The sequence below is a fragment of the Pedobacter miscanthi genome, from assembly GCF_032678605.1.
Classification (GTDB): domain Bacteria; phylum Bacteroidota; class Bacteroidia; order Sphingobacteriales; family Sphingobacteriaceae; genus Pedobacter; species Pedobacter miscanthi_A.
In genome coordinates this window covers 443,269-466,874 of the sequence record NZ_JAVTSU010000002.1, presented here as the reverse complement: position 1 = coordinate 466,874, position 23,606 = coordinate 443,269, and the positions used below count along the sequence as shown (strand labels likewise).

General features: G+C 38.5%; 24 protein-coding genes. 7 read left to right on the top strand and 17 right to left on the bottom strand.

The window, feature by feature from the left end; all coding sequences use genetic code 11:
* Positions 1-201 precede the first annotated feature (201 nt).
* The 4 genes from R2R28_RS04810 to R2R28_RS04795 form a co-directional block, all read right to left on the bottom strand.
* Positions 202-1,113, bottom strand: coding sequence for a hypothetical protein (locus R2R28_RS04810; protein ID WP_316824571.1), 912 nt, complete (start codon positions 1,111-1,113; stop codon positions 202-204).
* 168 nt (positions 1,114-1,281) lie between these two features.
* Complete coding sequence (locus R2R28_RS04805) at positions 1,282-1,845, bottom strand: hypothetical protein (protein ID WP_316824570.1); 564 nt, start codon at positions 1,843-1,845, stop codon at positions 1,282-1,284.
* 106 nt (positions 1,846-1,951) lie between these two features.
* Complete coding sequence (locus tag R2R28_RS04800; RefSeq protein ID WP_316824569.1) at positions 1,952-2,857, bottom strand: DMT family transporter; 906 nt, start codon at positions 2,855-2,857, stop codon at positions 1,952-1,954.
* A 93-nt stretch (positions 2,858-2,950) separates the two neighbouring features.
* A complete protein-coding gene (locus R2R28_RS04795; RefSeq protein ID WP_316824568.1) occupies positions 2,951-3,667 on the bottom strand; it encodes a pyridoxine 5'-phosphate synthase in 717 nt (238 codons plus the stop codon).
* A gap of 83 nt (positions 3,668-3,750) precedes the next feature.
* Here R2R28_RS04795 and R2R28_RS04790 point away from each other — a divergent pair, with 83 nt between their 5' ends.
* Positions 3,751-5,385 carry an ArnT family glycosyltransferase gene (locus R2R28_RS04790; protein ID WP_316824567.1) on the top strand — a complete coding sequence of 545 codons (1,635 nt, stop codon included), beginning with the start codon at positions 3,751-3,753 and terminating at the stop codon, positions 5,383-5,385.
* A gap of 1 nt (position 5,386) precedes the next feature.
* Complete coding sequence (locus R2R28_RS04785) at positions 5,387-5,767, top strand: GtrA family protein (RefSeq protein ID WP_316824566.1); 381 nt, start codon at positions 5,387-5,389, stop codon at positions 5,765-5,767.
* A 99-nt stretch (positions 5,768-5,866) separates the two neighbouring features.
* On the opposite strand, the gene R2R28_RS04780 is transcribed toward R2R28_RS04785, so the two are convergent.
* Positions 5,867-5,989, bottom strand: a complete 123-nt coding sequence (locus R2R28_RS04780) for a hypothetical protein (RefSeq protein WP_316824565.1) — start codon at positions 5,987-5,989, stop codon at positions 5,867-5,869.
* 61 nt (positions 5,990-6,050) lie between these two features.
* Here R2R28_RS04780 and R2R28_RS04775 point away from each other — a divergent pair, with 61 nt between their 5' ends.
* A complete protein-coding gene (locus tag R2R28_RS04775; protein ID WP_316824564.1) occupies positions 6,051-7,082 on the top strand; it encodes a polysaccharide deacetylase in 1,032 nt (343 codons plus the stop codon).
* Between the two features lie 149 nt (positions 7,083-7,231).
* Here the strand turns inward: R2R28_RS04775 and R2R28_RS04770 are convergent, their stop codons facing one another.
* From R2R28_RS04770 to R2R28_RS04760, 3 genes are all read right to left on the bottom strand, one after another.
* On the bottom strand, positions 7,232-7,573 hold the full coding sequence (locus R2R28_RS04770; RefSeq protein ID WP_316824563.1) for a DUF6370 family protein: 342 nt from the start codon (positions 7,571-7,573) through the stop codon (positions 7,232-7,234).
* A 353-nt stretch (positions 7,574-7,926) separates the two neighbouring features.
* Positions 7,927-9,243: an adenosylhomocysteinase gene (ahcY, locus tag R2R28_RS04765; protein WP_316824562.1), complete on the bottom strand. Its 1,317-nt coding sequence runs from the start codon at positions 9,241-9,243 to the stop codon at positions 7,927-7,929.
* 12 nt (positions 9,244-9,255) lie between these two features.
* The gene (locus R2R28_RS04760) at positions 9,256-9,390 is read right to left on the bottom strand and encodes a hypothetical protein (protein ID WP_316824561.1); all 135 of its coding nucleotides are present in this window, start codon (positions 9,388-9,390) and stop codon (positions 9,256-9,258) included.
* A 60-nt stretch (positions 9,391-9,450) separates the two neighbouring features.
* Here R2R28_RS04760 and R2R28_RS04755 point away from each other — a divergent pair, with 60 nt between their 5' ends.
* Together R2R28_RS04755 and R2R28_RS04750 are read left to right on the top strand one after the other, a co-directional pair.
* Positions 9,451-10,128, top strand: coding sequence for a hypothetical protein (locus tag R2R28_RS04755; RefSeq protein ID WP_316824560.1), 678 nt, complete (start codon positions 9,451-9,453; stop codon positions 10,126-10,128).
* A 227-nt stretch (positions 10,129-10,355) separates the two neighbouring features.
* Entirely contained in the window at positions 10,356-10,784 is a 429-nt protein-coding gene (locus R2R28_RS04750; protein WP_316824559.1) for a CBS domain-containing protein, read from the top strand.
* 31 nt (positions 10,785-10,815) lie between these two features.
* On the opposite strand, the gene R2R28_RS04745 is transcribed toward R2R28_RS04750, so the two are convergent.
* From R2R28_RS04745 to R2R28_RS04725, 5 genes are all read right to left on the bottom strand, one after another.
* Positions 10,816-11,205, bottom strand: coding sequence for a polymer-forming cytoskeletal protein (locus tag R2R28_RS04745; protein ID WP_316824558.1), 390 nt, complete (start codon positions 11,203-11,205; stop codon positions 10,816-10,818).
* Between the two features lie 4 nt (positions 11,206-11,209).
* The gene (locus R2R28_RS04740; RefSeq protein ID WP_316824557.1) at positions 11,210-12,046 is read right to left on the bottom strand and encodes a M23 family metallopeptidase; all 837 of its coding nucleotides are present in this window, start codon (positions 12,044-12,046) and stop codon (positions 11,210-11,212) included.
* Between the two features lie 271 nt (positions 12,047-12,317).
* On the bottom strand, positions 12,318-13,766 hold the full coding sequence (locus R2R28_RS04735) for a M20/M25/M40 family metallo-hydrolase (protein ID WP_316824556.1): 1,449 nt from the start codon (positions 13,764-13,766) through the stop codon (positions 12,318-12,320).
* A gap of 165 nt (positions 13,767-13,931) precedes the next feature.
* A complete protein-coding gene (locus tag R2R28_RS04730) occupies positions 13,932-14,987 on the bottom strand; it encodes a TerC family protein (protein WP_316824555.1) in 1,056 nt (351 codons plus the stop codon).
* Complete coding sequence (locus tag R2R28_RS04725; RefSeq protein WP_316824633.1) at positions 14,987-15,958, bottom strand: polyprenyl synthetase family protein; 972 nt, start codon at positions 15,956-15,958, stop codon at positions 14,987-14,989. Before R2R28_RS04725 ends, R2R28_RS04730 begins: the two co-directional genes overlap by 1 nt.
* Before the next feature lie 291 nt (positions 15,959-16,249).
* Here R2R28_RS04725 and R2R28_RS04720 point away from each other — a divergent pair, with 291 nt between their 5' ends.
* Positions 16,250-17,242, top strand: a complete 993-nt coding sequence (locus tag R2R28_RS04720; protein WP_316824554.1) for an alpha/beta hydrolase — start codon at positions 16,250-16,252, stop codon at positions 17,240-17,242.
* Between the two features lie 275 nt (positions 17,243-17,517).
* Positions 17,518-18,033 (top strand): hypothetical protein, encoded by a 516-nt coding sequence (locus tag R2R28_RS04715; RefSeq protein ID WP_316824553.1) that lies wholly within the window; start codon positions 17,518-17,520, stop codon positions 18,031-18,033.
* A 446-nt stretch (positions 18,034-18,479) separates the two neighbouring features.
* Here the strand turns inward: R2R28_RS04715 and R2R28_RS04710 are convergent, their stop codons facing one another.
* The 4 genes from R2R28_RS04710 to R2R28_RS04695 all read right to left on the bottom strand — a co-directional run bounded on the left by R2R28_RS04710 (position 18,480) and on the right by R2R28_RS04695 (position 23,399).
* Positions 18,480-19,448 (bottom strand): YpdA family putative bacillithiol disulfide reductase, encoded by a 969-nt coding sequence (locus R2R28_RS04710; RefSeq protein WP_316824552.1) that lies wholly within the window; start codon positions 19,446-19,448, stop codon positions 18,480-18,482.
* Positions 19,449-19,505: 57 nt separating this feature from the next.
* A complete protein-coding gene (locus R2R28_RS04705) occupies positions 19,506-20,921 on the bottom strand; it encodes an MBL fold metallo-hydrolase (RefSeq protein WP_316824551.1) in 1,416 nt (471 codons plus the stop codon).
* A 385-nt stretch (positions 20,922-21,306) separates the two neighbouring features.
* On the bottom strand, positions 21,307-22,326 hold the full coding sequence (locus R2R28_RS04700; RefSeq protein ID WP_316824550.1) for a type I asparaginase: 1,020 nt from the start codon (positions 22,324-22,326) through the stop codon (positions 21,307-21,309).
* A gap of 305 nt (positions 22,327-22,631) precedes the next feature.
* On the bottom strand, positions 22,632-23,399 hold the full coding sequence (locus tag R2R28_RS04695) for a TatD family hydrolase (RefSeq protein WP_316824549.1): 768 nt from the start codon (positions 23,397-23,399) through the stop codon (positions 22,632-22,634).
* Positions 23,400-23,606 lie beyond the last annotated feature (207 nt).

Genomic DNA, 23,606 nt, shown 5'->3' with positions numbered 1-23,606 from the left:
GGTTACTATTTAGATTAGATTGATGAAGGTATCAAGTTTTAAATCTAAAATTTCTTAAAAAATGTTAAAAATCAAGCAGTTCCACTTTTTAAGCCCTGGATAATCGAAAACAAACGTTTGTTCTATTTTTGAGCCTTTTGCAGTTCTTGTAAGGGAGGAGCGCTTGTCCAGGTTTCGAGATAGAATTTTATATCGGTGCTGTTATTTTTCGCGATAGAAATAAACCCTGTTGTCAATATATCCTGTATCACCACGATGCACGGATTTTAGATCTTCAACTAATTGATCGGTTTCTTTGATATCACCGAAGTGTATTACAGGTCTAATATATTTTTGTAAAACACCGTCAAAAACCATTGATACTACTGCACGTAACCTAGTGCTTTGGTATGGCAGTATGTTGCTGTAGAAAGTCTCTTCACAAACGTCAAACGGTGTAATTAACTGTACATGTGCCCATTGCACACCATGATCAACATAACCGGGATTATTTATTGATCGCTCTGGCCATGGTCCATTATTAAATAAATAGTTTTTAAACAGTACAAAAGCCACTTTAATTTCAATCAACCTCCCGCTGAATAGCCCGTTTGCGAAGCTTTTTTTTGCTGCGAAAAAACTATCCAGCTCCTTGTTTAAACTATTCTGGTTATCTCTTTTAAACATCCCGCCTCTGTCAACATTAAACCGGATATAATTAATATTGGTTAAACCGTTTATTGAAATTTTTCCAGTTTTAATTTTAGCTTTAATTACCTCATGGAGGTCTTTTGAAAATTTCTCATAACCTTCTCTAGGCTGTGGGGGATGTGCCAAAGAAATAAATTGATAAACCGTATCTGGATGGAAATATTTAACATAAACCAGGGCACTATCTAAACAATCATCAAAGAAGATATCTCCTTCCAATTTAAGCGCTTTTTGTCCTTTTAACGACTTATTCAATTGATCATTGAGCAAGCTTACTTTAGTTTTAGGCAACATTTTATTAATGTCGCTTATTAACTCATAACGATTAAACTCTTGATTAGATTGTATCTTAAAAGTACTTTTTAAACTCCTTATATTAGTACCGGCCAAATACTTTTCGAGTACATTTTTAACTTTTAGCAAAGTATGATCAAGCCGGTTTTTTTCGTAAGTGGATTGTGCGAAAGCTGAATACAATATTCCCGATAGTAATATTACCAAAACAGCCTTTTTCATCTTATTTAAATTTGATTATTATAAAGCAATACCCAGGATAGGCATAAATTAGTCTTTCAGCTTTAGTATTTAACCTTACTTCTGTACTTTCCAACCTTCATCCTTGCTTAACTTCAGTTTATAGGTTTTAGTAATAAAATTGCTGTTTTTATTGGCGTCTTTATCAAAAGGTTCGAAATCGGTTGTTGCCATTTTTAACGATACGGTTACTTTGGCTGTGCTAGAGTTTACCTGTGCAAAATCAACTGGTTTTTCGTCTGATAGCACATATTCTACCACCCTTACCGTTGCCCTGTCGCCATCCTGTTTCAATACCAACGGACTCGCTTTATCGGTTAAGGTAATCTGGTAAACAAAACTGCTATCTTTTGAAAGGAATTTCTTTTTGGCTTCTTTTAAACTTAAGGTTACCAATCCTTTGCCCGCCAAAGATTTATATTTCCCCAGCTCAAACATATCGTTAGTACTGTTAAATTTCATTTCTCCAAATTTAAACCTGGTGGTTTTATATTCAGGATTGGCTTTTAAATAACTGGTAATTACTTCGGCCGCTTCATCCTGATTGATGGTGGTTTTGGTTTTACATGCAGCTAAACCGAGAACAATAAAGGATAATATATAAATGGTCAATTTTTTCATGTGTAAATGTTTTATGCTTTTTAAAGATATTTATTTTTTTTGTAAGTCGGAGGCCGGGAGTCGGAAAGCCGGAAGATTATTTATCGCGTACTTCAACCTTATACCTTCAACCTTCCTGCCTTCTATCTTTTTTAAGGTATTTCAGGTTTGGCAAAACCATTGCCGATAAAATTACCATAACGCCAAGCCATCTTAAAAACGAAACCTGTTCCTGCAATACAAAACCAGCCATCATTACGGCAACTGGTAATTCTGCAGCACTTAAAATAGAGCTAATGGCGGTACCAATCTTTGGCACCCCTTCAGCATAAAACAATGGAGGGATTACGGTACCAAAAACAGAGATGATCAAGCCCCACTTTAATAAACTTCCGCCCAAAGCTCCATTAAATAAAAATGTTGGGGGAAAAATAATAAAGATTAAGATACATGCACCGGTAATCATCAAGGCACTTTTCTTTAAAGGTGCGTATTCATTGCCGATCCTACCGCTTAACAATAAAAAGCCAGCATAACAAAGGGCAGCCAACAAACCAAAAACAATTCCCTTTAAATTCATGCTTCCGATACTGGTTTCTATCATTCCGCTGGCCAAAACTGTTCCGCCCAAAACCAACAGGATGGCTGCCAGCTGCAAACCCGTAGGTTTCTTTTTAAAAATGAGGTATTCCATTAAAATACTCATCCAGATAAATTGCATCAACAAAATAATCGCGACAGAATTTGGCACCAATTTTACACATTGATAGTAAAAAATACTTACCAAACCGGTACAGGTACCCGCAATTACCATTTTCCACCAGGGCGTTTTAGCAGGCGCAGCTTTCGCTTTATAACTGGCCGTTCTGCTTTGAAAGAAAAATAATATCCATAAAATTACGGCCCCAAAGAAAGCCTGGGCTCCGGTAACATCGCCCAGGGTATAACCTTCGTGATAGGCCAGTTTAACAAAAGTAGAGAGGATACCAAAACTACAGGCGCCAAAAAAAACAAGGAGGATTCCTTTTAACATAAATTACTTTTTAACCACAGAGAAATAAGAGTTTCCACAGCGCGCACAGAGGCTCTGTTTCTCTGTGCATCCTTTGTGTAATGGCGGTTAAAACTAAGCCAGTTTTTGTAAATATTTTTGAATGGTTGTTTCCAAGCCTAAATAAAGTGCATCGCTGATTAAGGCATGACCGATGGAAACTTCCAATAAACCGGGAATGCTTTGTGCAAAGTAATGCAGGTTATGCAGATCAAGATCGTGACCAGCGTTAAGGCCTAATCCTAAAGTATTGGCATGGTGAGCTGCAGCAATATAATTCACAATCGCTTTTTCGCGGTCGGCAAAATAATTATGTGCATAGGCTTCAGTATACAACTCAATACGGTCCGTTCCGGTTTCTACTGCTCCCTCAACCATTTCGACAACAGGATCTACAAAAATTGAAACACGGATGCCTTCTTTTTGAAAAACGGCGACCATTTCTTTCAGGTAGTCTTTATGTTTGATGGTATCCCAGCCATGGTTAGAAGTAATCTGACCTTCGGCATCGGGCACCAAAGTAACCTGGGCTGGTTTGTTGGCCAATACCAGATCAACAAATTTATCTTCTTTACAATTTCCTTCAATATTAAATTCGGTAGCAATAACAGCTTTCAAATCGTACACATCCTGATAACGGATATGACGCTCATCAGGCCGGGGATGTACTGTAATTCCTTGTGCACCGAAACGTTCGCAATCTAATGCAACTTTAACCAAATCAGGATTATTACCTCCGCGACTATTACGAAGTGTAGCAATTTTATTGATATTAACCGATAACTTTGTCATGCGGCAAAGATAAGGCTTTGCTCCTGTTAATCTTAAACCTTAAAAAAATTTGACTTTTTTTTGCTGATATTTGCTTCCTGTAAATGAATTTAAGAGACACCACCCTATATAAAATTCTAATTGCCCTGATTATAGCAGTTAGCGCATTGGCACTTTTTGGTGGGGTAATGGAGCCCGATTCTGCGCTTTATGCCTCCATTGCTAAAAACATGGTTTTGCGGAATGATTGGGCTAATATTTACGTAAGGGGCTTAGATTGGTTAGATAAACCGCATTTAACCTTTTGGCTGGCTGCAGCATCTTTTAAAGTTTTTGGCATTAGCGCTTTTGCTTATAAACTTCCTTCTTTTTTGTTTGGTTTACTTGGTGCCTGGTATATTTACAAGCTCGCTAAGGATATTTACAGCGAAAAAACAGGTTTAATTAGTGCCCTTATTTTTTTAAGTTCGCTGCACATCCTCATTTCTACTTTTGATGTACGTGCCGAGGTTTATATCACCACATTTACCTTAGCTTCCATTTATCATTATTACAAAGCGCATCAAGGTTCTTTCTGGCACATTGTTGCAGGTTCCTTTTTCGCGGCCTGTGCCATCATGATTAAAGGCATATTTGTATTAATCCCCGTTTTTGGAGGTTTCATTATCTACTGGCTGTTAACCAAACAGTTTAAACAGCTACTAAAACCAAAATGGTGGTTGGCCATTGTACTGATTTTCATTTTTATCATTCCAGAATTATATACGTTATACATTCAGTTTGATTTACATCCGGAGAAACTGGTATTTGGGAAAACAGGTGTTTCCGGTTTAAAATTCTTCTTTTGGGACAGTCAGTTCGGTCGTTTTTTTAACAACGGACCAATAAAAGGCAAGGGTGATATGTCGTTCTTTTTACATACCACGCTTTGGGCATTTTTGCCCTGGTCGATATTATTTTATACGGCTGTAGTAAATCTTTTCAAACAGAAAAACAGGGTTGATTTACCTGCGGAAAGTGTCATGATCTGGACGAGTGCGGCAATTACTTTTCTGCTTTTTTCGCTTTCGAAATTCCAGCTACCTCATTATATTCTGATTATTCTTCCGCAATTTGCCATCATCACAGCATTGTACCTGCAAAAACTGGAAGGAAAAAGCTTAAAAGTGTTCTGGTACGTACAAACATTCATTTTTATTATAGTAGCATTCCTGATCATAGCGATTGCGTATTATTCTAAATTTGATAGTCTTTCATTCAGAATCTGTATGTTTTTACTGATTTTGGCAGTCACTTTTTTAAATGGCCCTGCACTTAAAGCCGTAGTTTGTCGCAGTGTATTAACATCAGCATTTTTAATGATTTTCTTATCCTTAGCTTTCTACCCTTCTGCGTTAAAATACGAATCGGGCATGCAGGCAGGAAAATGGTTAAAAGAAAATTATCCCAAAGCTAAAGCATCCGTATTCATGTATCCGGATGCTTATTCATTTGATTTTTATGTCATTGGTGAACCGAAATATTTCTGGAGTTATGAAGAACTGGATCAATGGAAAGATAAAAAAAACCTGATTATTTATACACCGGCATCTGAACTCGAAAGATTAAAAACCGAATTCCATGCCGAAGTGTTAAAATCATTTGAATACTATCACATTACCAAATTAACAGGTAAATTCATCAATGCCAAAACACGCCCCCAGGTTTTAGAACAATTTTATTTGGTTAAAGTACATTAGTATGGATTTATTCTTCCGCATCTTAAAATTTGGACTCACAGGTTTCCTTGGCATGGCGATTGATTTCGGCGCAACCTGGTTATGCAAAGAGAAGGTTAAAATTAATAAATACGTTGCTAATGCCATTGGCTTTACCTTGGCAGTAACCAATAACTACCTCATTAACCGGGTATGGACATTCGAGAGCACCAACACGCATTGGGCGACTGAATTCGGTAAATTTTTGGTCGTGAGTTTAGTAGGCCTGGGCTTAAACACCTTTATCATTTACCTGTTTCACCAGCGTAAAAACGGAACGAACTTTTACGTAGCTAAGTTTTTTGCCATTGTAATTGTGTTTGTGTGGAATTTCCTGGCGAATATGCTGTTTACATTTAGGTAAATCTGACCATCAAGAAATTAAGGACATTAAGAAAAGTCTGGATATGTTATACGATTGGCACGGCCCAATGAACTAATGACCAGTGAACAAATGAACTACTTAAGAAACGTTTTTGCCGATAAAGTAAAATACAACAAGCCATATTAATCCTTTAATCAGGAAGAATAAAAACCCAACCAGTCCTACCCGTTTAAACCATAATTTTACTTTTTCTTTATTCATGGGGATGTTTTGTAAAGATAAATGATTTGCGCTAAATTAGAAAGATTTTAAATAAGGAAATATGAAGTTATCTAAGTCTTTGCTCCTCACTGTATTTTCTCTATGCATATTAAGAGTCGCAGCCCCCGCGCAAAATTTTGATGACATTAAAAAATACAAGGTGAATTATGCATTGGCGAGGATCAGCAGTAAAACACTAGTAAAAAATATTAGCCTCGACCCTAACAATATTGAAGGAATAGATGCATTTTTAGCGATCAGAAGCTTTACAGCAAACAATCAAAAATATCTGTTACTGGTTAACCCAAACAGTTTAGATACCAAAGTAGATCTTGCCAGTAAATACGCCTTGAGCAGTTTGCAATATCCGAATGTACTCGCCATTTTTAAAAGCACAGCCTACATTAAATCAATAGAAGCCGCGGCAGCAAAAGATCTTCAATTGCAAAATGCAGGTATCGATCACGCCATCCCGAATGAAAAGGGGATTACCCTAACCATCGATCTTTGTCCATCGCATAAAGCTTTAGACAGGATTATCTTTCAATCTGTTTTTGACGAATTTAAAAAGATAGAGCAGCCTGCGCCACTTGCGGTTTCGGTTTCTGGCAAATGGATGCTCAAACACCAGGATGACCTGAATTGGCTGAAAAGTCTCGTCGAGAAAAAGGAACTGAATATTACATGGGTAAACCATACCTACAATCATGAGGTAAATAAATTGCCCCTGGCCGAAAACTTTCTGCTGGCGCCTGGAACCAATTTAGATGTAGAAGTATTGGAGAACGAAAAACTGATGTTAAAAAACGGTTTAACGCCATCGGTATTTTTCCGTTTTCCGGGATTGGTATCTGATAAAACCATTGTAGAAAAGATTGAAGCTTACGGATTAATTCCTGTAGGAAGCGATGCCTGGCTAGCCAAAGGACAACAGCCCAACGCAGGTAGTATTGTACTAATCCACGGTAATGGAAATGAAGAAATTGGTGTGAAAGATTTTATCCAGCTATTGAAAACCAAACAGGCTGATGTTAAAAACAAACAGTGGTTGCTCTTCGATTTGAGAGTTGGATTAGAAAAGGAATTTGAATAATCGCATTTTTAACCACAGAGAGCACTAAGAAAGGCACGGAGCGCACAGAGATAATAGCTATCCAGTAAGCAAACTGACCATAAAGACACTAAGACAAAAAGATTTTATAGTTTCTTCGTGCCTTTGTGTCTTAGTGGTCAAGCATATTACTACTTCTTAACCGGCAATAGCTTTATTTCTTTAGCTTTAAAACGGTTATTTACAATTTCGCCGGTAACTTCTGCTTTACTTACGGCGTTACAAAAGCCATGTTCGCCATGTGCATCGCCAAAATCATCGATGCCTTTTCCATCTACGAAATAAGGTTTACCATCTATTTTAACGGCTAATTCGCAATCTTTACCTTTCATTTTAAACTGGCATTCGCCACAGGCAGTATCTACCACCTGTTTGGTAATTACTTTTGCTGCTGCAGTTTTTTGAGGTGCAGTTTGGGCATTTGCAGAAACTGAAAATAAACCTAGTATCAGCGCAAATATTAACTTTTTCATCGTTTGTGTTTTTTCAAATATAACGAAACCCCGCAGGTTTTTAAAATCTGCGGGGTTTGATCTAAAACGGTGAGTTTTGCGTTAGGGATTGTAAGGGTTCAGTACCGATTCTTCATCGGTACTGAAGCGCAGCGTAGCCCTGAAAAGCCCGACCCTTTCCCGATTATTCATCGGGATAAGGGTAACGCCCAAATTGACATAAATTTAAATTATTACTAAATAGATCCTGAAATAAATTCAGGATGACGTTACGCCCTGAAAAACCTGCGAGGTTTGTGCATAAAAAAGGGATATGCAATTTGCACATCCCTCTTAAAAATATCGACTCCAGACTCTCGACTGAAGACTCAGGATTAATACCTGTATGTATCTGCTTTAAACGGACCTTCTACCGGTACACCGATATAATCAGCCTGGTGTTGATCTAAAACATCTAATTCTACACCAATTTTTTCTAAGTGTAAACGGGCTACTTTTTCATCTAAATGCTTAGGTAAAGTGTACACTTTGTTTTCGTAAGCACCAGTGTTTGTCCAAAGTTCTAATTGAGCTAAAGTTTGGTTGGTAAATGAGTTACTCATTACAAAACTTGGGTGACCAGTTGCACAACCTAAGTTAACTAAACGACCTTCGGCTAAGATGATTACATCTTTACCATCAATGGTATATTTATCAACCTGTGGTTTAATTTCCACTTTAGTATCGCCATAAGCACCGTTTAACCAGGCCATATCGATTTCGTTATCGAAGTGACCGATGTTACAAACAATTGCTTTATCTTTTAATGCCCTGAAATGTTGCTCGCGAACGATATCACAGTTTCCAGTAGTGGTTACCACGATATCTGCTTCTTTAATTGCAGTAGCTAATTTTTTAACTTCGTAACCTTCCATTGCAGCCTGTAAAGCACAGATCGGATCAATTTCGGTAACAATAACACGCACACCTTGCGAACTTAACGATTCTGCTGAACCTTTACCCACATCGCCATAACCACAAACCACAGCCACTTTACCAGCCATCATTACATCAGTAGCACGACGGATCGCATCAACCAATGACTCGCGACATCCGTATTTATTATCAAATTTAGATTTAGTAACCGAATCGTTAACGTTAATTGCAGGAGTATGCAATGTTCCGTTTTTCATTCTTTCGTACAAACGGTGAACACCAGTGGTAGTTTCTTCTGATAAACCTTTAATAGCTGCGATTAATTCAGGGAAACGGTCGAAAACCATATTGGTTAAATCACCACCATCGTCTAAAATCATGTTTAACGGTTGTTGCTCCGGACCGAAGTGAAGCGTTTGCTCAATACACCAGTCGAATTCTTCTTCGTTTAAACCTTTCCAGGCATAAACCTGAATACCCGCAGCAGCAATTGCAGCAGCAGCATGATCTTGTGTAGAAAAAATATTGCAAGATGACCAGGTAACTTCAGCACCCAGGGCCACCAATGTTTCGATTAAAACAGCCGTTTGGATCGTCATGTGCAGACAGCCTGCAATACGCGCACCTTTTAACGGTTGTGATGGACCGAATTCTTTACGTAAACTCATTAAACCCGGCATCTCTGCTTCGGCTAATCCGATTTCTTTACGGCCCCATTCTGCCAGTGAAATGTCCTTAACTTTGTAAGGAATGTAAGTTGTCTCTACTGATGACATAATTATTTGTTTTTAAATGTGATGCAAAGTTACGGCATCCCTTTGTGAAAGCCAAATAATTAAAAGCGCAAAGCGGTTGGAGGATTGTAAAATAGTGATATCATTTCTTATATTTTTTGCGGTGATCGCCATTTTATATTTACTCATTATTGGGTATTAAACCTGTTCCTGATAATTGTATATTTGAAAACACATTAAATAATAACTATGACAAAAAAAATTATCGTTCTCAAAATCATCACTATTATGATGACAACTTTTCTTTTTACATCATGTGTAAAAGAACAACTTGAACTTAAAGAATCAAGCGAATTACAAGCTGACAGAAACAGCTTAACTATTTCTAATAAAGTCCTGGTATCAGGAGAAGACACTCCAAGTAATCCGATTGGTTGTTACATACAATTAATCGATAATTTAGCAAATACAACAGCTGGCAAAGATTACAATAAGTGTTTGAGTAATTTAGGATATGGCAAAAGAGACATTGGAAGAAAACCAAATCTAGAAGCCCCAGCAGGTGCCCCTCTTGATGATTTTATGTTACTTCGCGAATTCAGCGAATTGACGCAATATGCGGGAATAGATCCAAATGACCCAGTAAACGTACAGATTTCTAAATTCAATGCGTACTACGGATCAGCGGTTACATATTTTAATCAAAGCTATGATGCTACAAAAGATGCCGAATATAATTTATTCACCACGCTTTATGAGTTAAAAGAAAATGGATATTTTAACGATTATTATGTCTTTGGCGGTAATGCTTTTTATCCTAACCCCCGAACTTATTTTTTGAAAGCGCTTGCGTACGCGAAGCAAAGCGATAGCACGCTTCAAAATTTCTTTCCCTACGAATGGTTTCAAGCAGGGTTCACAATTTAATATTTCAAGCCACTTACTGAGTGGCTTTTTTATTGTTTATAATTAGCTTTATTGAACAGCAGAAACCGTTAGATTTAGCTTAACAGACCTGCATTAAAAACCCAAAGAAGTCAAGTTTTAACATGGCACAATGCATATTAAAACTTGACTTCTTTTAAAAACCTTAAAAATAAAACTTTGATTTACAGCTAATTATTTCTTAAATTGTTATAACCAAATTAACATTTATGAAAAGCGTAAAACATCTACTGGATACCAAACAGGCCATCATTATTTCGGTATCAGAGCATATTTCTGTTTTAGATGCCTTAAAAGTAATGACAGAAAAAAATATCAGCGCCGTATTGGTGATGGAAGACGGGCAGCTTCGGGGCATTTTTACGGAACGCGATTATGCCCGAAAAATCATCCTGCAAGGCAAATCATCAAAAGATACTTTGATTAAAGAAGCGATGACAGCCAATCCCATCAGCATCAAGCTGAGCGACAGTATCGACCTTTGCATGGAACTGATGACGGATAAACACATCCGCCATTTACCAATTGTAGAAAGCGGCGAGGTAAAAGGTATGGTATCCATCGGCGACGTGGTAAAATTTATTATTGCCGATCAAAAACAGACCATTTCGCAATTGGAAAGCTATATTAGCGGGTAGGAGTAGTGAAATACCAACCAATAGATAAAGCTTAAGCTTTTACCGTAACCTGCTCTTCGATTTTACCGGACTGTTGCATTTCGAGTTTTCCATTGTATTGTGCGCCCATCTCAATTTCCAGTGCATCTGTTTTAATATCGCCGTTTACCCTGCCTGTCTTTTTAATTTCCAGGTTCTGTGCTTTTACATTTCCCTTAACAGTACCATATATAATAGCAGAATCGGTTTGGATATCACCTTTAATCATGCCCTTTTCGCCTAAAACAATACCGCCTTCAACATTTACATTACCAACTACGATTCCATCTATTCTGATTACCGCTTTCCCTTTTAATTCGCCGGTAATGGTAAAACCTAGTCCGATGATGGTTGAGATTTCCTGCTGATTTAAGTCTTTAATCTGGTTGTTTTTCTTGAACATGTTTTTACAGGGTTAAAAAGGATCTTGGATTGATAACTTTACCGTTTTGGTGTACTTCGTAATGTAAATGAGGCCCTGTTGAGCGTCCGGTTGAACCAGCTTTGCCAATATTATTGCCGGCAATCACATTGTCGCCTTCTTCAACCAAAATTTTAGAAAGGTGACCATAATAGGTTTCGAAACCATTGCCATGTTTAATTACGATGCAATTGCCGTAGCCACCACGTTTACCTGCAAAAATAACCTTGCCATTGGCGGTACATTTAACCAGATCTCCATAATTAGCCCTGATATCCAATCCTTTGTGTGTTTCTACATTTTCTCCGGTAAAAGGATTCTCACGGTGACCGTAACCAGATGTAATGGTACCCAAATGCGGGTAACCCATTGGGGTGTAGGCTACATTGTAAGCAATTTTACTCAGGTAGTTATCGTAAAATTCACTTATTTCTTCACCCGATAGTACATCATCACTTTGTTCTCCACCTTCGTTTCCCGTTAAAATTGGCTTTAGTCCGCGGGCTTTCAGATACTTATTAATAGTGAGCAGTTTTTTATCTATGGACTGATAATGTTTTTTAAGAGAAGAAGTATCAATAACCGATAATTTATCTTTACTTTTTAGAAGTGCGACTTCGAGTTTTGCCTTTGCTAATTCGACATTAGAATTGCTGCGGATCAGGTAGAATATGCTCGCAACAAGGATTAAAAATAAGCCCAGAAGACCTAAAATATACTTTTTCCAATGTATAACGTATGCTGTTGGAACTTGGATTGGTTTGCTCGAATTTTGATTTTTATTTACAAAAATTACGGTTGTTTTGTTCCGTTTTCTGTTCATTTTTACTCGGTTTTTTTGTTTGGCACGAAAACAAATATATGATTTACAACCACATAAGCAAAAACAAAGTTCAAGTTTAACACTAACAGGAATAAAAGATTAAGGTATTGTAACGTTAAATTAACAATAAGATTGAACCGTGAAACCAGAACTAAATCGAACTTATAGATTTCTCCACTAAGGTCGAAATGACGGATCGCTTTAAAATCTGTGTAATCCCAAAATCTGTGCAATCATCCGCGAAGCGAAAATCAAGAAATCAATCCACAGGCTATTTCCACCTCCACTCCCCTGCAATCGTTAAAGGTTCTTTTAAGTTTTGCGATTCTAAGAAAGCCCTCAACTCTTCTTCACCCTGAACACCCACCGGAATTTTCGGTGTATTTGCCAGCGCATAAGTTAACATGGCACTATAACGCACCGTATTTTTAAGTTGTTGTTCATCAACCAGTTTAAAACTATCGCCATCTGAATGATAAAAAGGGCCAGAGTTATTAGGTAGTTTACCGCCAAAACCACCGCCCGTAGGGATACCTGCTAACATAAACGGTTGATGATCGCTATGCAAACCTGCACCTGCATTAAACAGGTTTTTAAAACCGGTATCAATTTTAACAATATCTGCTCCCCAGGAAGTAAAAAGTGCTTTCATTTCACTTCTTGAAGTAGAAAATCCTTTTGGATCATTGGTCATATCGTAATTCAGCATAAACTTCACCTGATTTAAGGTTTTGTCTTTCTTTGCTTGTTCGATGTAAGCTTTTGATCCCAACAAACCCTGTTCTTCGCCCATAAACAATACAAATTCTACCGTTCGTTTGGTTTTTAAATTCAGCTTTTTGAAAGTACGGGCCATATCCATAATTGCGAAAGAACCGATTCCATTATCGATAGCACCTGTTGCCAAATCCCAGCTGTCTAAATGCCCGCCGACAACAATTTTATCTTTCGGCAATTCTGTTCCCTTAAAAGTAGCCACTACATTGCGGGCTTTGATCAATCCAGAGAAATTTGTCATGGCGATATGTGCCGTTTGTGTCTGCGTTTTAATCTTCTCTTTAAGTGCCATCCCGTCTTCCAAACCGATACAAACAGCCGGGATCGGGATTAATTTACCGGTTACCGAAGCGGTTCCGGTTAACAGTACACCATCTTTTACGGTATTGATAATGATTACGCCAGTGGCACCATATTTTGTAGCAATAGCAGTTTTCTCAGAACGGTGCAATGATTTTGTTCCTGTCGGCGAGCCTGGTAATACCCCAAGATAAATCAATGCGATTTTACCTTTAAATTTTTCCGGACTGGCCTGATAATCTGCTTCCAATCCATTGCCCGCATCCACAATTTCACCTGTAACATCTGCGTTTACCGGCGAATGCGCCAGCGTAACAGCTTTAATTTTAACCAGGCTATTTTTATCCGCACCAATTTCTACGCTGATGGTTTTCCGGGCCCAGCTTTCGACCTCAAAAGGTTGAAATTTTACGTCGCAGCCATAAGATTTCAATAAATCAAATGCATATTGCTCTGCTTTTGCACCATTTGCTGAACCTGTTAAACGGTATCCGATGGTTTCTGTTTCGTATTTAAGGGTTTGGTATGCTTTAGAATTTTGCTGTACATCCGTATTGATTTTTGCAAAAACATCACCGAATTTATCCTGTGCATTGGCAAATAAAACTGTAAAAAGAAGCGCTGTAGAGAAAAGGTATTTCATTAGGTTTAGTTTATCTGTTGAAAATACAAATTTTAGGCATATAATAGTAGCTGTAACGTATATTTTGCTTTAGAGTAACGCACAATTTGCTGTCATGCTGAGGCACGAAGCATCTGTTTCATAGGCAGGGGATTCTTCGCTGCGCTCAGAATGACAAACGATAAACTAAGATTGTACATTCGCCTTTTTCTTCGGAAAAACCAAAGAAGCGACTATACTAATTACCAGAATACTTAAAATCACAATCAGTGAATGCTCGGTGGTGAAACCCCACTTTTCAAGATAGGTATGGCCTAGCATTTTTATGCCGATAAAAGCCAGTAAAAAGGCTAAACCCGTTTTTAAGTAATGGAATTTATGGATGATATTTACCAGTAAAAAAAACATGGAACGTAAGCCCATGATGGCAAAAATATTAGAGAAAAATACAATGTAAGGATCTTTGGTGACCGCAAAAATAGCCGGGATAGAATCAACCGCAAACAACAGATCAGTAAATTCTACAATCAATAACACCAAAAACAATGGAGTAACCAATGTTTTATGGTTAATTTTAACGAAGAAGTTTTTACCCTCGTATTTCGGATGTATGGAAAATATTTTGGAAGCCCATTTTACCACAGGGTGGTTTTCAGGATCAATTTTATCATCATCTTCCTTACTAAAAAACATCCTGATGCCTGTAAATACAAGGAATGCGCCAAAAATATAAAGTATCCAAGAGAATTTGGTAATCAGCGCCGCGCCAACAAAGATGAAGATGAAACGCATGATGATTGCACCCAATATCCCCCAGAACAATACGCGGTGGTAATATTTTTCTTCAACTGCAAAAGCAGAGAAAACAAGTACAATTACAAAGATATTATCTACCGAAAGCGCGTATTCGATTACGTAACCAGTTAAAAATTCAAGTCCGAGGTTTTGTTTGTAAATGGCTAAACTTCCTTCAAAATCGCCCGGTATTAGCTTAAGATGCTCCTGATGTTTGCTTACTACTTCTTTAAGATGGGCAAAATCCTTAATTCCGTGAAGCTGGTGGCCTTCCGTTAACAGGATAAAATAAAAACCGATGGCCAAAGCTACCATCACTAAACTCATTACCCCAGCCTGTTTTAAACTCACCACATGTTCTTTCCTGCTAAAAAGACCTAAGTCTAAAGCAAGGATCAATGTAATAAAAAGCAAAAAACCTAAGCTAAAAAGTAATTCGTTACTCATTATTTTTTACGTTCAGTGGTATACAGTACAAGCTGTTCCAAACCAGTTCTGGCTTCGCCTGCATCAAAACTGTGCAGAATCTCAAATGCTTCATCCTGGTACTCTACCATTTTCTGGTTTGCATAATAAACACCTTCATGGGCATTTACGAAATCAATAATCTGCTGAATTTTAACCGGATCATCCTGATGGTTTTTAACCAGGTTAATCATTTTTTTGCGTTCCGTTTTTTCGGCCCTGTTTAAGGCATAAATTAATGGCAGCGTTACCTTTTTCTCTTTAATATCAATCCCAACAGGCTTACCAACATCATCTGTTCCAAAGTCGAAGGTATCATCTTTAATCTGAAAGGCAATCCCCACTTTTTCACCAAACAAACGCATTTTTTCTATCGTAGCATCATCAGCACCTGCCGAAGCAGCACCTGCAGCACAGCAGGAAGCAATTAACGAAGCAGTTTTCTGGCGGATTACATCAAAATACAATTCCTCAGAAATATCCATCCTCCGCACCTTTTCTACCTGCAACAGCTCACCTTCACTCATCTGTTTTACCGCTTCCGATACAATCTGTAACAAACGGTGTTCGTTATTGTTTACCGAAAGCAACAATCCCTTGGCCAGCAGGTAATCGCCAACCAAAACGGCAATTTTGTTTTTCCATAACGCATTGATGGAGAAAAAGCCACGGCGTTCGTAAGCATTATCCACCACATCATCATGCACCAAAGTGGCCGTATGTAAAAGTTCTACCAAAGCCGCACCTCGATGGGTCGATTCGGTAATTCCACCGCACAGTTTAGCCGCAAAAAATACGAACATCGGTCGCATTTGTTTGCCTTTTTGCTTTACAATATAATGGGTAATCCTATCCAGCAACGGTGCGTCGCTATGCATCGATTCCTTAAAGGTTTTTTCAAACGCTTTAATATCAGCAGCTATAGGTGTTTTTATCTGTTCGATTCCCGGCATTAAGTCGAAAAATTTTGATTGCAAACTTAAGCTAATTTCCCATAAATCGGTAATCTGTAAGCGTAATATTAAGGATTTGGAAAGCATTAGGTGGTTATATCCCACATCTTCCCTCCTGCTATTGCCTGTAGTCCGCGCCCTCATGCTTCGGGCTGTGGGCTATCTGGCGCTATCAGGTTTAATATTATCGGTTGGTGCAGGTAAAAACCCCTCAATACGATAATTAATTCGTCAGAAATATTAGCTTTATTAAATTTCAAATTTTACATTTAAACCAATATTCTGTCTGTAATGAAAAAACGCTACAAAGTAATCATTGGCCTTTCAGCATTAATTATCGCGGGTTACTTATTGGGTCCAAAACCCAAAAAACCGGTATTTAATGAGGACCTGACAAAAGTACCCGATCTGGAAGACCTAGACCGCTATATAGCCAGTATCGAATCCATGCACAAGATAAAACCCGGTAACGAGGCCGAAATTATCTGGGCCGACAGCCTTCATCAGCAAACCGAATATGCCATTGTTTATCTACATGGTTTTTCCGCATCAAAAATGGAAGGCAATCCTGTACATTTAAATTTAGCGAAAGAGCTGCATGCCAATTTATACCTGGCCCGCCTGGCCGATCATGGTATCGATACCCTGGCACCCATGCAATATTTTACTGCCGACCGCCTTTGGGAAACCAGTAAACAGGCTTATGCCATAGGTAAAAGACTGGGCAAAAAAGTAATTTTGGTGGGCACTTCTACCGGTGGAACAGTTGCTTTAAAATTAGCGGCAACCTATCCCGAAATCAACAGCTTGATTTTAATGTCGCCAAATGTGGCCATTAACGATAAAAATGCCTGGCTTTTAAATAATCCATGGGGTTTACAGATAGCCCGTAAGGTGGTTGGTGGTGATGAACGCAAAGTAGACGACCGTACCGATGAATACAAAAAATACTGGTACACGCATTACCGGCTCGAATCGCTGGTGGAGCTGGAAGAATTTACAGAAACCAGTATGATCAAACCAACCTTTCAAAAGGTAAAACAACCTGTATTACTACTTTATTATTATAAAAATGAACTGGAACAAGATCCGGTGGTTCGGGTAGATGCCATGCTTAAAATGTACGATGAACTGGGTACACCAGATCATTTAAAACAAAAAGCAGCTATCCCAAATGCAGGCAACCATGTAATGGGATCGTATATTACCTCTAAAGATTTGCCTGGTGTGGAAAAGGCGATTGAAAGTTTTTTGGAGCGTACGCTAAAGGTTCCTGTTTATTGATTTATAGAAGTGTAGTGCCAAGAAATCAATTTTAATCCAAAAAATATTGAAATTGAGATTACATGGCGCACAAGATCGTCATTGCAATAACGACCCTTCTATATATAAAATCTATCATTGGTAATTTATATGCCATTAACAGACTTTAATAGCTAGGTCGTCTTTCCCGCGCAGGCGGGAATCTTAAAGCACCTGGCATTACGATTCCCAATCGAGTTGGGAATGACGATCGATCTAAATAACTTAAATATACAAACCAATCTAAGCCCCGCGCTATGAAGATCAAACCAATATTACAAGAAACTTTATGGCTTATAGGCTGTATGTTATTTACGATACTTACCGGTTTAGCTTTATTTGGAAAAGCCATCTTTAGCGAATCAATTGATCTAAATCTACACGACACCTATTTTGTTGTTGCGAACCAGCACTTTTTACTCTGGTTTTTTATTGTTTTCTCATTTATACTCTATTTCATTAAAGAAAACAGGCACGCTTTCAATCGAAAATTACCACTCAGTATATTTTTAATTTTAGGTTTAGGCTTCTCAGCATTAATAATTAGAGCAACTCCATTATTGGCTTTTCTTAATTCGCCATCACGCAGTGGCTGGACAGTTTACCCCCCATTATCACTCCAGGCAAAATCAACCCCAGATATACTGCCCGAGGAAGGATTTATTTCTACTTTTTTAACACCGATCAATTTCCTAGTCTTATTTCAGGTTATAGTTATCGCGTTAATGTTATTTGCGGCTTATAAATATGGGAAACGTAGAATTTTACTATAGAAATTTCAATAAAACGATCGTCATCTCGACTGGAACGCAGTGAATTGGAGAGATCTATCTTTAATGAAAGACCCTGAAACAAGTTCAGGGTGACGATATTTGGGAGAGATTTACCACGAGATAGATTTAGCTTTGTTGAGCCCTGACGTAGTTCTCGACCAGGTTGCACTGCGCTACCATTAACAGATCCATAAGAAAAGTCGTCATTGCGAGGAGGCTTTTTCAGCCGAGGAAGCAATCTTACAACGATCGCTAGGTGCCAAATAAATTAATACTTTTTTACCCACCCACAGTTGTAAGATTGCTTAGTGCCTTATAATGACGACAACGTGCGCCCATCAATAGCATTAAGATTCCCATCCTACAGCTTGAAATGACGGAAACTCAGACTTACGTGGTTCTGCCCCGCACTGCCCCTACGAAACCTCTTAAGATAATCGTTGCGGTTAACCTAAAATATTCTTAACGATGATTTCGGCGTGTACCCTCGAATTTTCGATAAAAAGTTTATGTGTATCTAAACCACCGCAAACCACTCCGGCCAGGTACAGACCTTTTACGTTGGTTTCCATGGTTTCTTCGTTATAAACCGGACATAACGTTTCAGGCAAGTCTATACCGAATTTCCTCAACATTGAAAAATCTGGTTGATAACCCGTCATGGCGATTACAAAATCGTTTGGAATGGTTTTAATGCCTTCTGGTGTTTTAATATCTACTTCACCTTCTCTTATTTCAACGAGCTCCGAATTGAAAAGGGCAGTAACTTCACCTTCTTTAATCCTGTTCTGTATATCTGGACGAACCCAGTATTTAACATGTGGTCCAAGTTCGCCACTCCTCACTACCATGGTTACATTAGCACCTTTGCGGTAAGTCTCTAATGCGGCATCAACGCCCGAATTATTGGCACCAACCACCACTACATTTTGAAAGGCATATAAGTGTGGATCTTTATAATAATGCGTCACTTTTGGCAAATCTTCTCCCGCAACATTCATCAATAAAGGCACATCATAAAAACCTGTTGCCACAATTACATTGCCAGCAGTATAATCAGTTTTTGATGTCTTGATTTCAAAAACATTCTGATCGTTTTTAACCACCTGTTGTACCCTTTCGAAAAGGTTGATGTTTAAATCGAATTTTTCGGCAACACGGCGATAATATTCTACGGCTTCATTGCGGTTAGGTTTCGGACTGATGGTTACAAAAGGCACACCTCCTATTTCTAATTTTTGAGAAGTAGAAAAGAAAGTCATAAATACCGGATAGTTAAATAAACTATTCACTAAAGCACCTTTTTCTATAATTACATAACTTAGGTTTGCTTTCTGGGCTTCAATTGCACAGGCCATTCCTATTGGTCCTGCACCTATAATTAATACGTCGTAATGATTTTGATTTTCAGACATCCAGGTGTTTATTGTTCGCTTTAAGATTGCTTCGTCGTTCCTCCTCGCAATGACGAATTATAAGACTTTCATTGCTTTACTTGGACAGGCGAAATCGGTTCTTTTCAAACCTGTATTTTTTATGGCACCATAACCACCTGCTACATCAATTACATTTTCTACACCACGCGATTTTAAAATTGAAGCCGCAATCATCGAGCGGTAACCACCTGCACAATGGATATAATAAGTAGATTTCGGGTTGATCTCGCCCATCCAGTCGTTAATAAAATCTAACGGACGGCTCAGTGTAAATTCCAGGTGTTCTGATTCATATTCGCCGGGTTTACGCACATCAAGCGCTGTAATTGTACCATCTGAGGCAGCATCTTCAAAAACTTCGGCCGAGATAGATTCGATCGTATCAATTTCCTTTCCGGTTGCAGTCCAGTTTTCGAAACCACCGTCTAAATAACCAATGGTACTATCGTAACCTACGCGGGTTAAGCGCGTAATGGTTTCTTCTTCTTTACCTTGGTCGGTAATTAATAAAATAGGCTGTTGTAAATCGGTGATCAAAGCGCCTACCCACGGCGCAAACTGTCCGTTTAAACCAATGTTAATAGCATTTGGAATAAAACCTTGTGCAAAAACCTGCGGGTCGCGGGTATCAAGCATAATCGCACCCGTTTGGTTGGCCGTATCTTCAAACTGCTGTGGCGTTAAGGCGTTCAGGCCTTTTTCGTAAACTTCATCAATACTTTCTACACCACCTTTATTAATGGCGGCATTTTTAGCAAAATATTGTGGCGGAGGCATAATACCGTCCGTTACTTCAGCAATAAACTGTTCTTTTGTTTCTGCTTTTAAGGCATAATTAACCTGTTTCTGATGCCCTAAAGTATCAAAAGTTTCTTTACTCATGCTTTTACCACAGGCAGAACCTGCGCCATGTGCGGGGTAAACGATCACATCATCAGCTAAAGGTTTAATCTTTTCATTTAACGAATCGTAGAGCATTCCAGCTAAATCTTCCATTGTTAAATGTCCTTTTTGCGCTAAATCCGGTCTACCTACGTCACCAATAAACAAGGTATCGCCACTAAAAATGCAGTGGTCTTTGCCATTTTCGTCGGCCAACAGGTAAGTGGTCGATTCTAACGTGTGTCCGGGTGTGTGTAATGCCGTTATGGTTAACTTACCGATTTTAAATTGCTCACCATCTTTGGCCATGTGCGATTTAAATTCAGTTTTTGCAGTTGGTCCGTAGATAATTTCGGCACCCGATTTTTCTGCCAGATCTACGTGGCCAGAAACAAAATCCGCATGAAAATGTGTCTCGAAAATATATTTAATGGCTGCTCCGGCTTTTTCAGCTTTCTTTAAATAAGTGCCAACTTCTCTTAGCGGATCAATAATCGCAGCTTCGCCGTCGCTTTCGATGTAATAAGCGGCTTCTGCCAGGCAACCTGTATATATTTGTTCTATTTTCATGATTAATAAGTATCAAGACATGAGTATCAAGTATCAAGACATAAGCTTATGCCTTAAACCTTTCGCCTTACACCTTTCCATAGCAAAAATAGGGCTAAATAGTGATAACCGAAATGATGTTGCTCATAATTGCAGAAGTTTTACTTATTGTAGTACATCCCTCGCAGGTTTGTGAAACCTGCGAGGTCTAGAAAAAGCTTCGAACTGAAAACTATAAATTGCCAACTGCAAACTGATTTGGGCGTTCCCCAAGGGTCGGACTTTTCAGGGCTGCGCTTCTGAACCCTTACAATCCCTAACGCAAAATCCATAGTTTTAATCAAAGCTCTTAGGTTTTTGAAACCTAAGAGGTTTCTTTAGACGGATTACAAATTCCCACCAACGTTTAATCTTTAGTTAATTCTCCCCGCAAGGATTCGTCCATTAATTTACGGCTTTCTTCTACCGATAAGCCTAAGCCCATTACAAACATGAGTTTGGTTACAGTGGCTTCGAAAGTTAAATCGTAACCGCTTAAAACACCCATTTTAAGTAGTTCTCTACTGGTTTCGTAACGTCCTAACTGTACGGAACCTTTTTTACACTGAGAAATATCAATGATGATTTTCCCTTTTAAAATCGCCTGACGCAAACTATCTAAAAACCACTCAGCGGTGCTGGTATTACCAGAGCCAAAAGTTTCTAAAATAATGGCATCAACCTTTGAATCTGTAATGGCCTGAACAGCCTGTGGCGTTATACCCGGATATAATTTTAACACCCCAATGTTCGAATTAAAATTGGTATGTAATTTCAATTCACCTGCTGTTGCTTTAAGAATATAATTTCTATGGAACTGCAAATGCACACCTGCCTCGGCAAGTATTGGGTAGTTTGGTGAACGGAAAGCCTCAAATTTTTCGCTGTTATATTTTATAGAACGGTTGCCCCTGAATAGTTGTGCATCAAAATAAATGCAAACTTCCGGAAACAATGCTTTGCCATCTTCTTTGGTTGCGGCAATCTCTAATGCGGTAATTAAATTTTCTTTGGCATCCGTCCTGATCTCCCCAATTGGCAGTTGCGATCCGGTTAAAACAACCGGTTTATCTAAATTCTCGAGCATAAAGCTCAATGCAGAAGCGGTAAAAGCCATGGTATCCGATCCATGAAGGATCACAAAACCATCATACTGATCATATTTGTTGTAAATGAGTTCAGCCAGCGTTTTCCAGATTTCTGGATCCATGTTTGATGAATCCAAAACCGGGTTAAAAGAATGTACGTCTAACTGGTAATCTAAACGGCCCAATTCGGGTACGTTTTCTTTGATCTGCTCAAAATCAAACGGAATTAGCATCCCGTTTATAGGATCGTTAACCATACCAATGGTACCACCGGTATAGATTATAAGTATTTTGGTCATTTGGTTTAGTGAAGGTTGCTCACCGCAAAGAAACTAAAAAATTACAAATGATCGGGCGTGATTTTTAAATTAGCAACAAAAAAGCTAAAAAACGTTAATATTTTAACAAAATAATAAAATTATAGTCGATATTTTGCAATATAAGAAATCAATAATATCATTATCCTGCATTATAGATACCTCAGCAGATTTCTCCCTTAGGTTACGCTCCATCCGATAGCTATCGGATCGAAATGACCGCCGTCTAAACCTACTAAATAGATTGCTTCGTCGGCTGAAAAAGCCTTCTCGCAATGACGAATTGATTATACTCCAAAAACCTTCTTCGAATTTTCGGTAGTTACATTTGCAATTTCTTCAATAGGAACGCTATAAATATCAGCCAGTTTTTGCGCTATATAAATCAAATAACTGCTCTCATTGGGTTTTCCACGGAAAGGAACCGGGGCCAAATAAGGCGAATCGGTTTCTAAAACGAGGTTTGCCAGCGGAATTTCTGACAGTACCGCATCCAGTCCAGCTTTTTTATAGGTTACTACGCCACCAATACCTAAATAAAAATTTAAATCAATGGCTTGTTTGGCTTGCGCCACATTACCGGTAAAACAATGAAAAATACCGCGTAATTTTTCATCACGTTCGCTTTTCAATACTTCAAAAACTTCGTTAAAAGCCTCACGACAATGGATTATGATCGGTAAACCTAAATCTTTGGCCCAGCCAATTTGTTTACGAAAAGCATCCTGCTGAATGGCCAGTGTGGTTTTATCCCAATACAGATCGATCCCGATTTCGCCAATGGCATAAATTTTCCGCCCGTCAATACTTTTGTAGATCTCGTCCAGCAGCGCCAGGTAATCTTCCTTCACATCGCATGGATGCAAACCGGCCATTGCAAAACAGTTTTCAGGATATTTCGCCACCAGGTCATCAATCATCGCGATCGATTTCACGTCAACATTGGGCAAAAACAAACGGTTCACATCGTTTTCAAAACAACGCGCTACTAACTGCGCTTGTTTTTCAGCATCCTGCTCGTAATATAAATGGGTATGGGTATCGGTAAAAAGCATGTTTTGTTATGTAAAATGGGTAATGTAAAACGGATGAGGGGTTAGGAGTTTGTTAAATGTATTTTCAAAGTTAATTTCAATTTGATAAGTAAGTTGGAGCTCGTCGAAACACATAATTTTAAACAGGTTCTTCGATAGGCTACCATTAACAAATTCCATTACCGTAATCGTCATTCCCGCGCAGGCGGGGATCTTAAAGCTTATTGC

What these genes read in the sequence shown, in the direction of transcription:
- R2R28_RS04805 (WP_316824570.1), bottom strand. Translation starts at nt 1,845, where the DNA reads ATGAAAAAATTGACCATTTATATATTATCCTTTATTGTTCTCGGTTTA.
- R2R28_RS04800 (WP_316824569.1), bottom strand. Translation starts at nt 2,857, where the DNA reads ATGTTAAAAGGAATCCTCCTTGTTTTTTTTGGCGCCTGTAGTTTTGGT.
- R2R28_RS04795 (WP_316824568.1), bottom strand. Translation starts at nt 3,667, where the DNA reads ATGACAAAGTTATCGGTTAATATCAATAAAATTGCTACACTTCGTAAT.
- R2R28_RS04790 (WP_316824567.1), top strand. Translation starts at nt 3,751, where the DNA reads ATGAATTTAAGAGACACCACCCTATATAAAATTCTAATTGCCCTGATT.
- R2R28_RS04785 (WP_316824566.1), top strand. Translation starts at nt 5,387, where the DNA reads ATGGATTTATTCTTCCGCATCTTAAAATTTGGACTCACAGGTTTCCTT.
- R2R28_RS04780 (WP_316824565.1), bottom strand. Translation starts at nt 5,989, where the DNA reads ATGAATAAAGAAAAAGTAAAATTATGGTTTAAACGGGTAGGACTGGTT.
- R2R28_RS04775 (WP_316824564.1), top strand. Translation starts at nt 6,051, where the DNA reads ATGAAGTTATCTAAGTCTTTGCTCCTCACTGTATTTTCTCTATGCATA.
- R2R28_RS04770 (WP_316824563.1), bottom strand. Translation starts at nt 7,573, where the DNA reads ATGAAAAAGTTAATATTTGCGCTGATACTAGGTTTATTTTCAGTTTCT.
- ahcY (WP_316824562.1), bottom strand. Translation starts at nt 9,243, where the DNA reads ATGTCATCAGTAGAGACAACTTACATTCCTTACAAAGTTAAGGACATT.
- R2R28_RS04760 (WP_316824561.1), bottom strand. Translation starts at nt 9,390, where the DNA reads ATGAGTAAATATAAAATGGCGATCACCGCAAAAAATATAAGAAATGAT.
- R2R28_RS04755 (WP_316824560.1), top strand. Translation starts at nt 9,451, where the DNA reads ATGACAAAAAAAATTATCGTTCTCAAAATCATCACTATTATGATGACA.
- R2R28_RS04750 (WP_316824559.1), top strand. Translation starts at nt 10,356, where the DNA reads ATGAAAAGCGTAAAACATCTACTGGATACCAAACAGGCCATCATTATT.
- R2R28_RS04745 (WP_316824558.1), bottom strand. Translation starts at nt 11,205, where the DNA reads ATGTTCAAGAAAAACAACCAGATTAAAGACTTAAATCAGCAGGAAATC.
- R2R28_RS04740 (WP_316824557.1), bottom strand. Translation starts at nt 12,046, where the DNA reads ATGAACAGAAAACGGAACAAAACAACCGTAATTTTTGTAAATAAAAAT.
- R2R28_RS04735 (WP_316824556.1), bottom strand. Translation starts at nt 13,766, where the DNA reads ATGAAATACCTTTTCTCTACAGCGCTTCTTTTTACAGTTTTATTTGCC.
- R2R28_RS04730 (WP_316824555.1), bottom strand. Translation starts at nt 14,987, where the DNA reads ATGAGTAACGAATTACTTTTTAGCTTAGGTTTTTTGCTTTTTATTACA.
- R2R28_RS04725 (WP_316824633.1), bottom strand. Translation starts at nt 15,958, where the DNA reads ATGCCGGGAATCGAACAGATAAAAACACCTATAGCTGCTGATATTAAA.
- R2R28_RS04720 (WP_316824554.1), top strand. Translation starts at nt 16,250, where the DNA reads ATGAAAAAACGCTACAAAGTAATCATTGGCCTTTCAGCATTAATTATC.
- R2R28_RS04715 (WP_316824553.1), top strand. Translation starts at nt 17,518, where the DNA reads ATGAAGATCAAACCAATATTACAAGAAACTTTATGGCTTATAGGCTGT.
- R2R28_RS04710 (WP_316824552.1), bottom strand. Translation starts at nt 19,448, where the DNA reads ATGTCTGAAAATCAAAATCATTACGACGTATTAATTATAGGTGCAGGA.
- R2R28_RS04705 (WP_316824551.1), bottom strand. Translation starts at nt 20,921, where the DNA reads ATGAAAATAGAACAAATATATACAGGTTGCCTGGCAGAAGCCGCTTAT.
- R2R28_RS04700 (WP_316824550.1), bottom strand. Translation starts at nt 22,326, where the DNA reads ATGACCAAAATACTTATAATCTATACCGGTGGTACCATTGGTATGGTT.
- R2R28_RS04695 (WP_316824549.1), bottom strand. Translation starts at nt 23,399, where the DNA reads ATGCTTTTTACCGATACCCATACCCATTTATATTACGAGCAGGATGCT.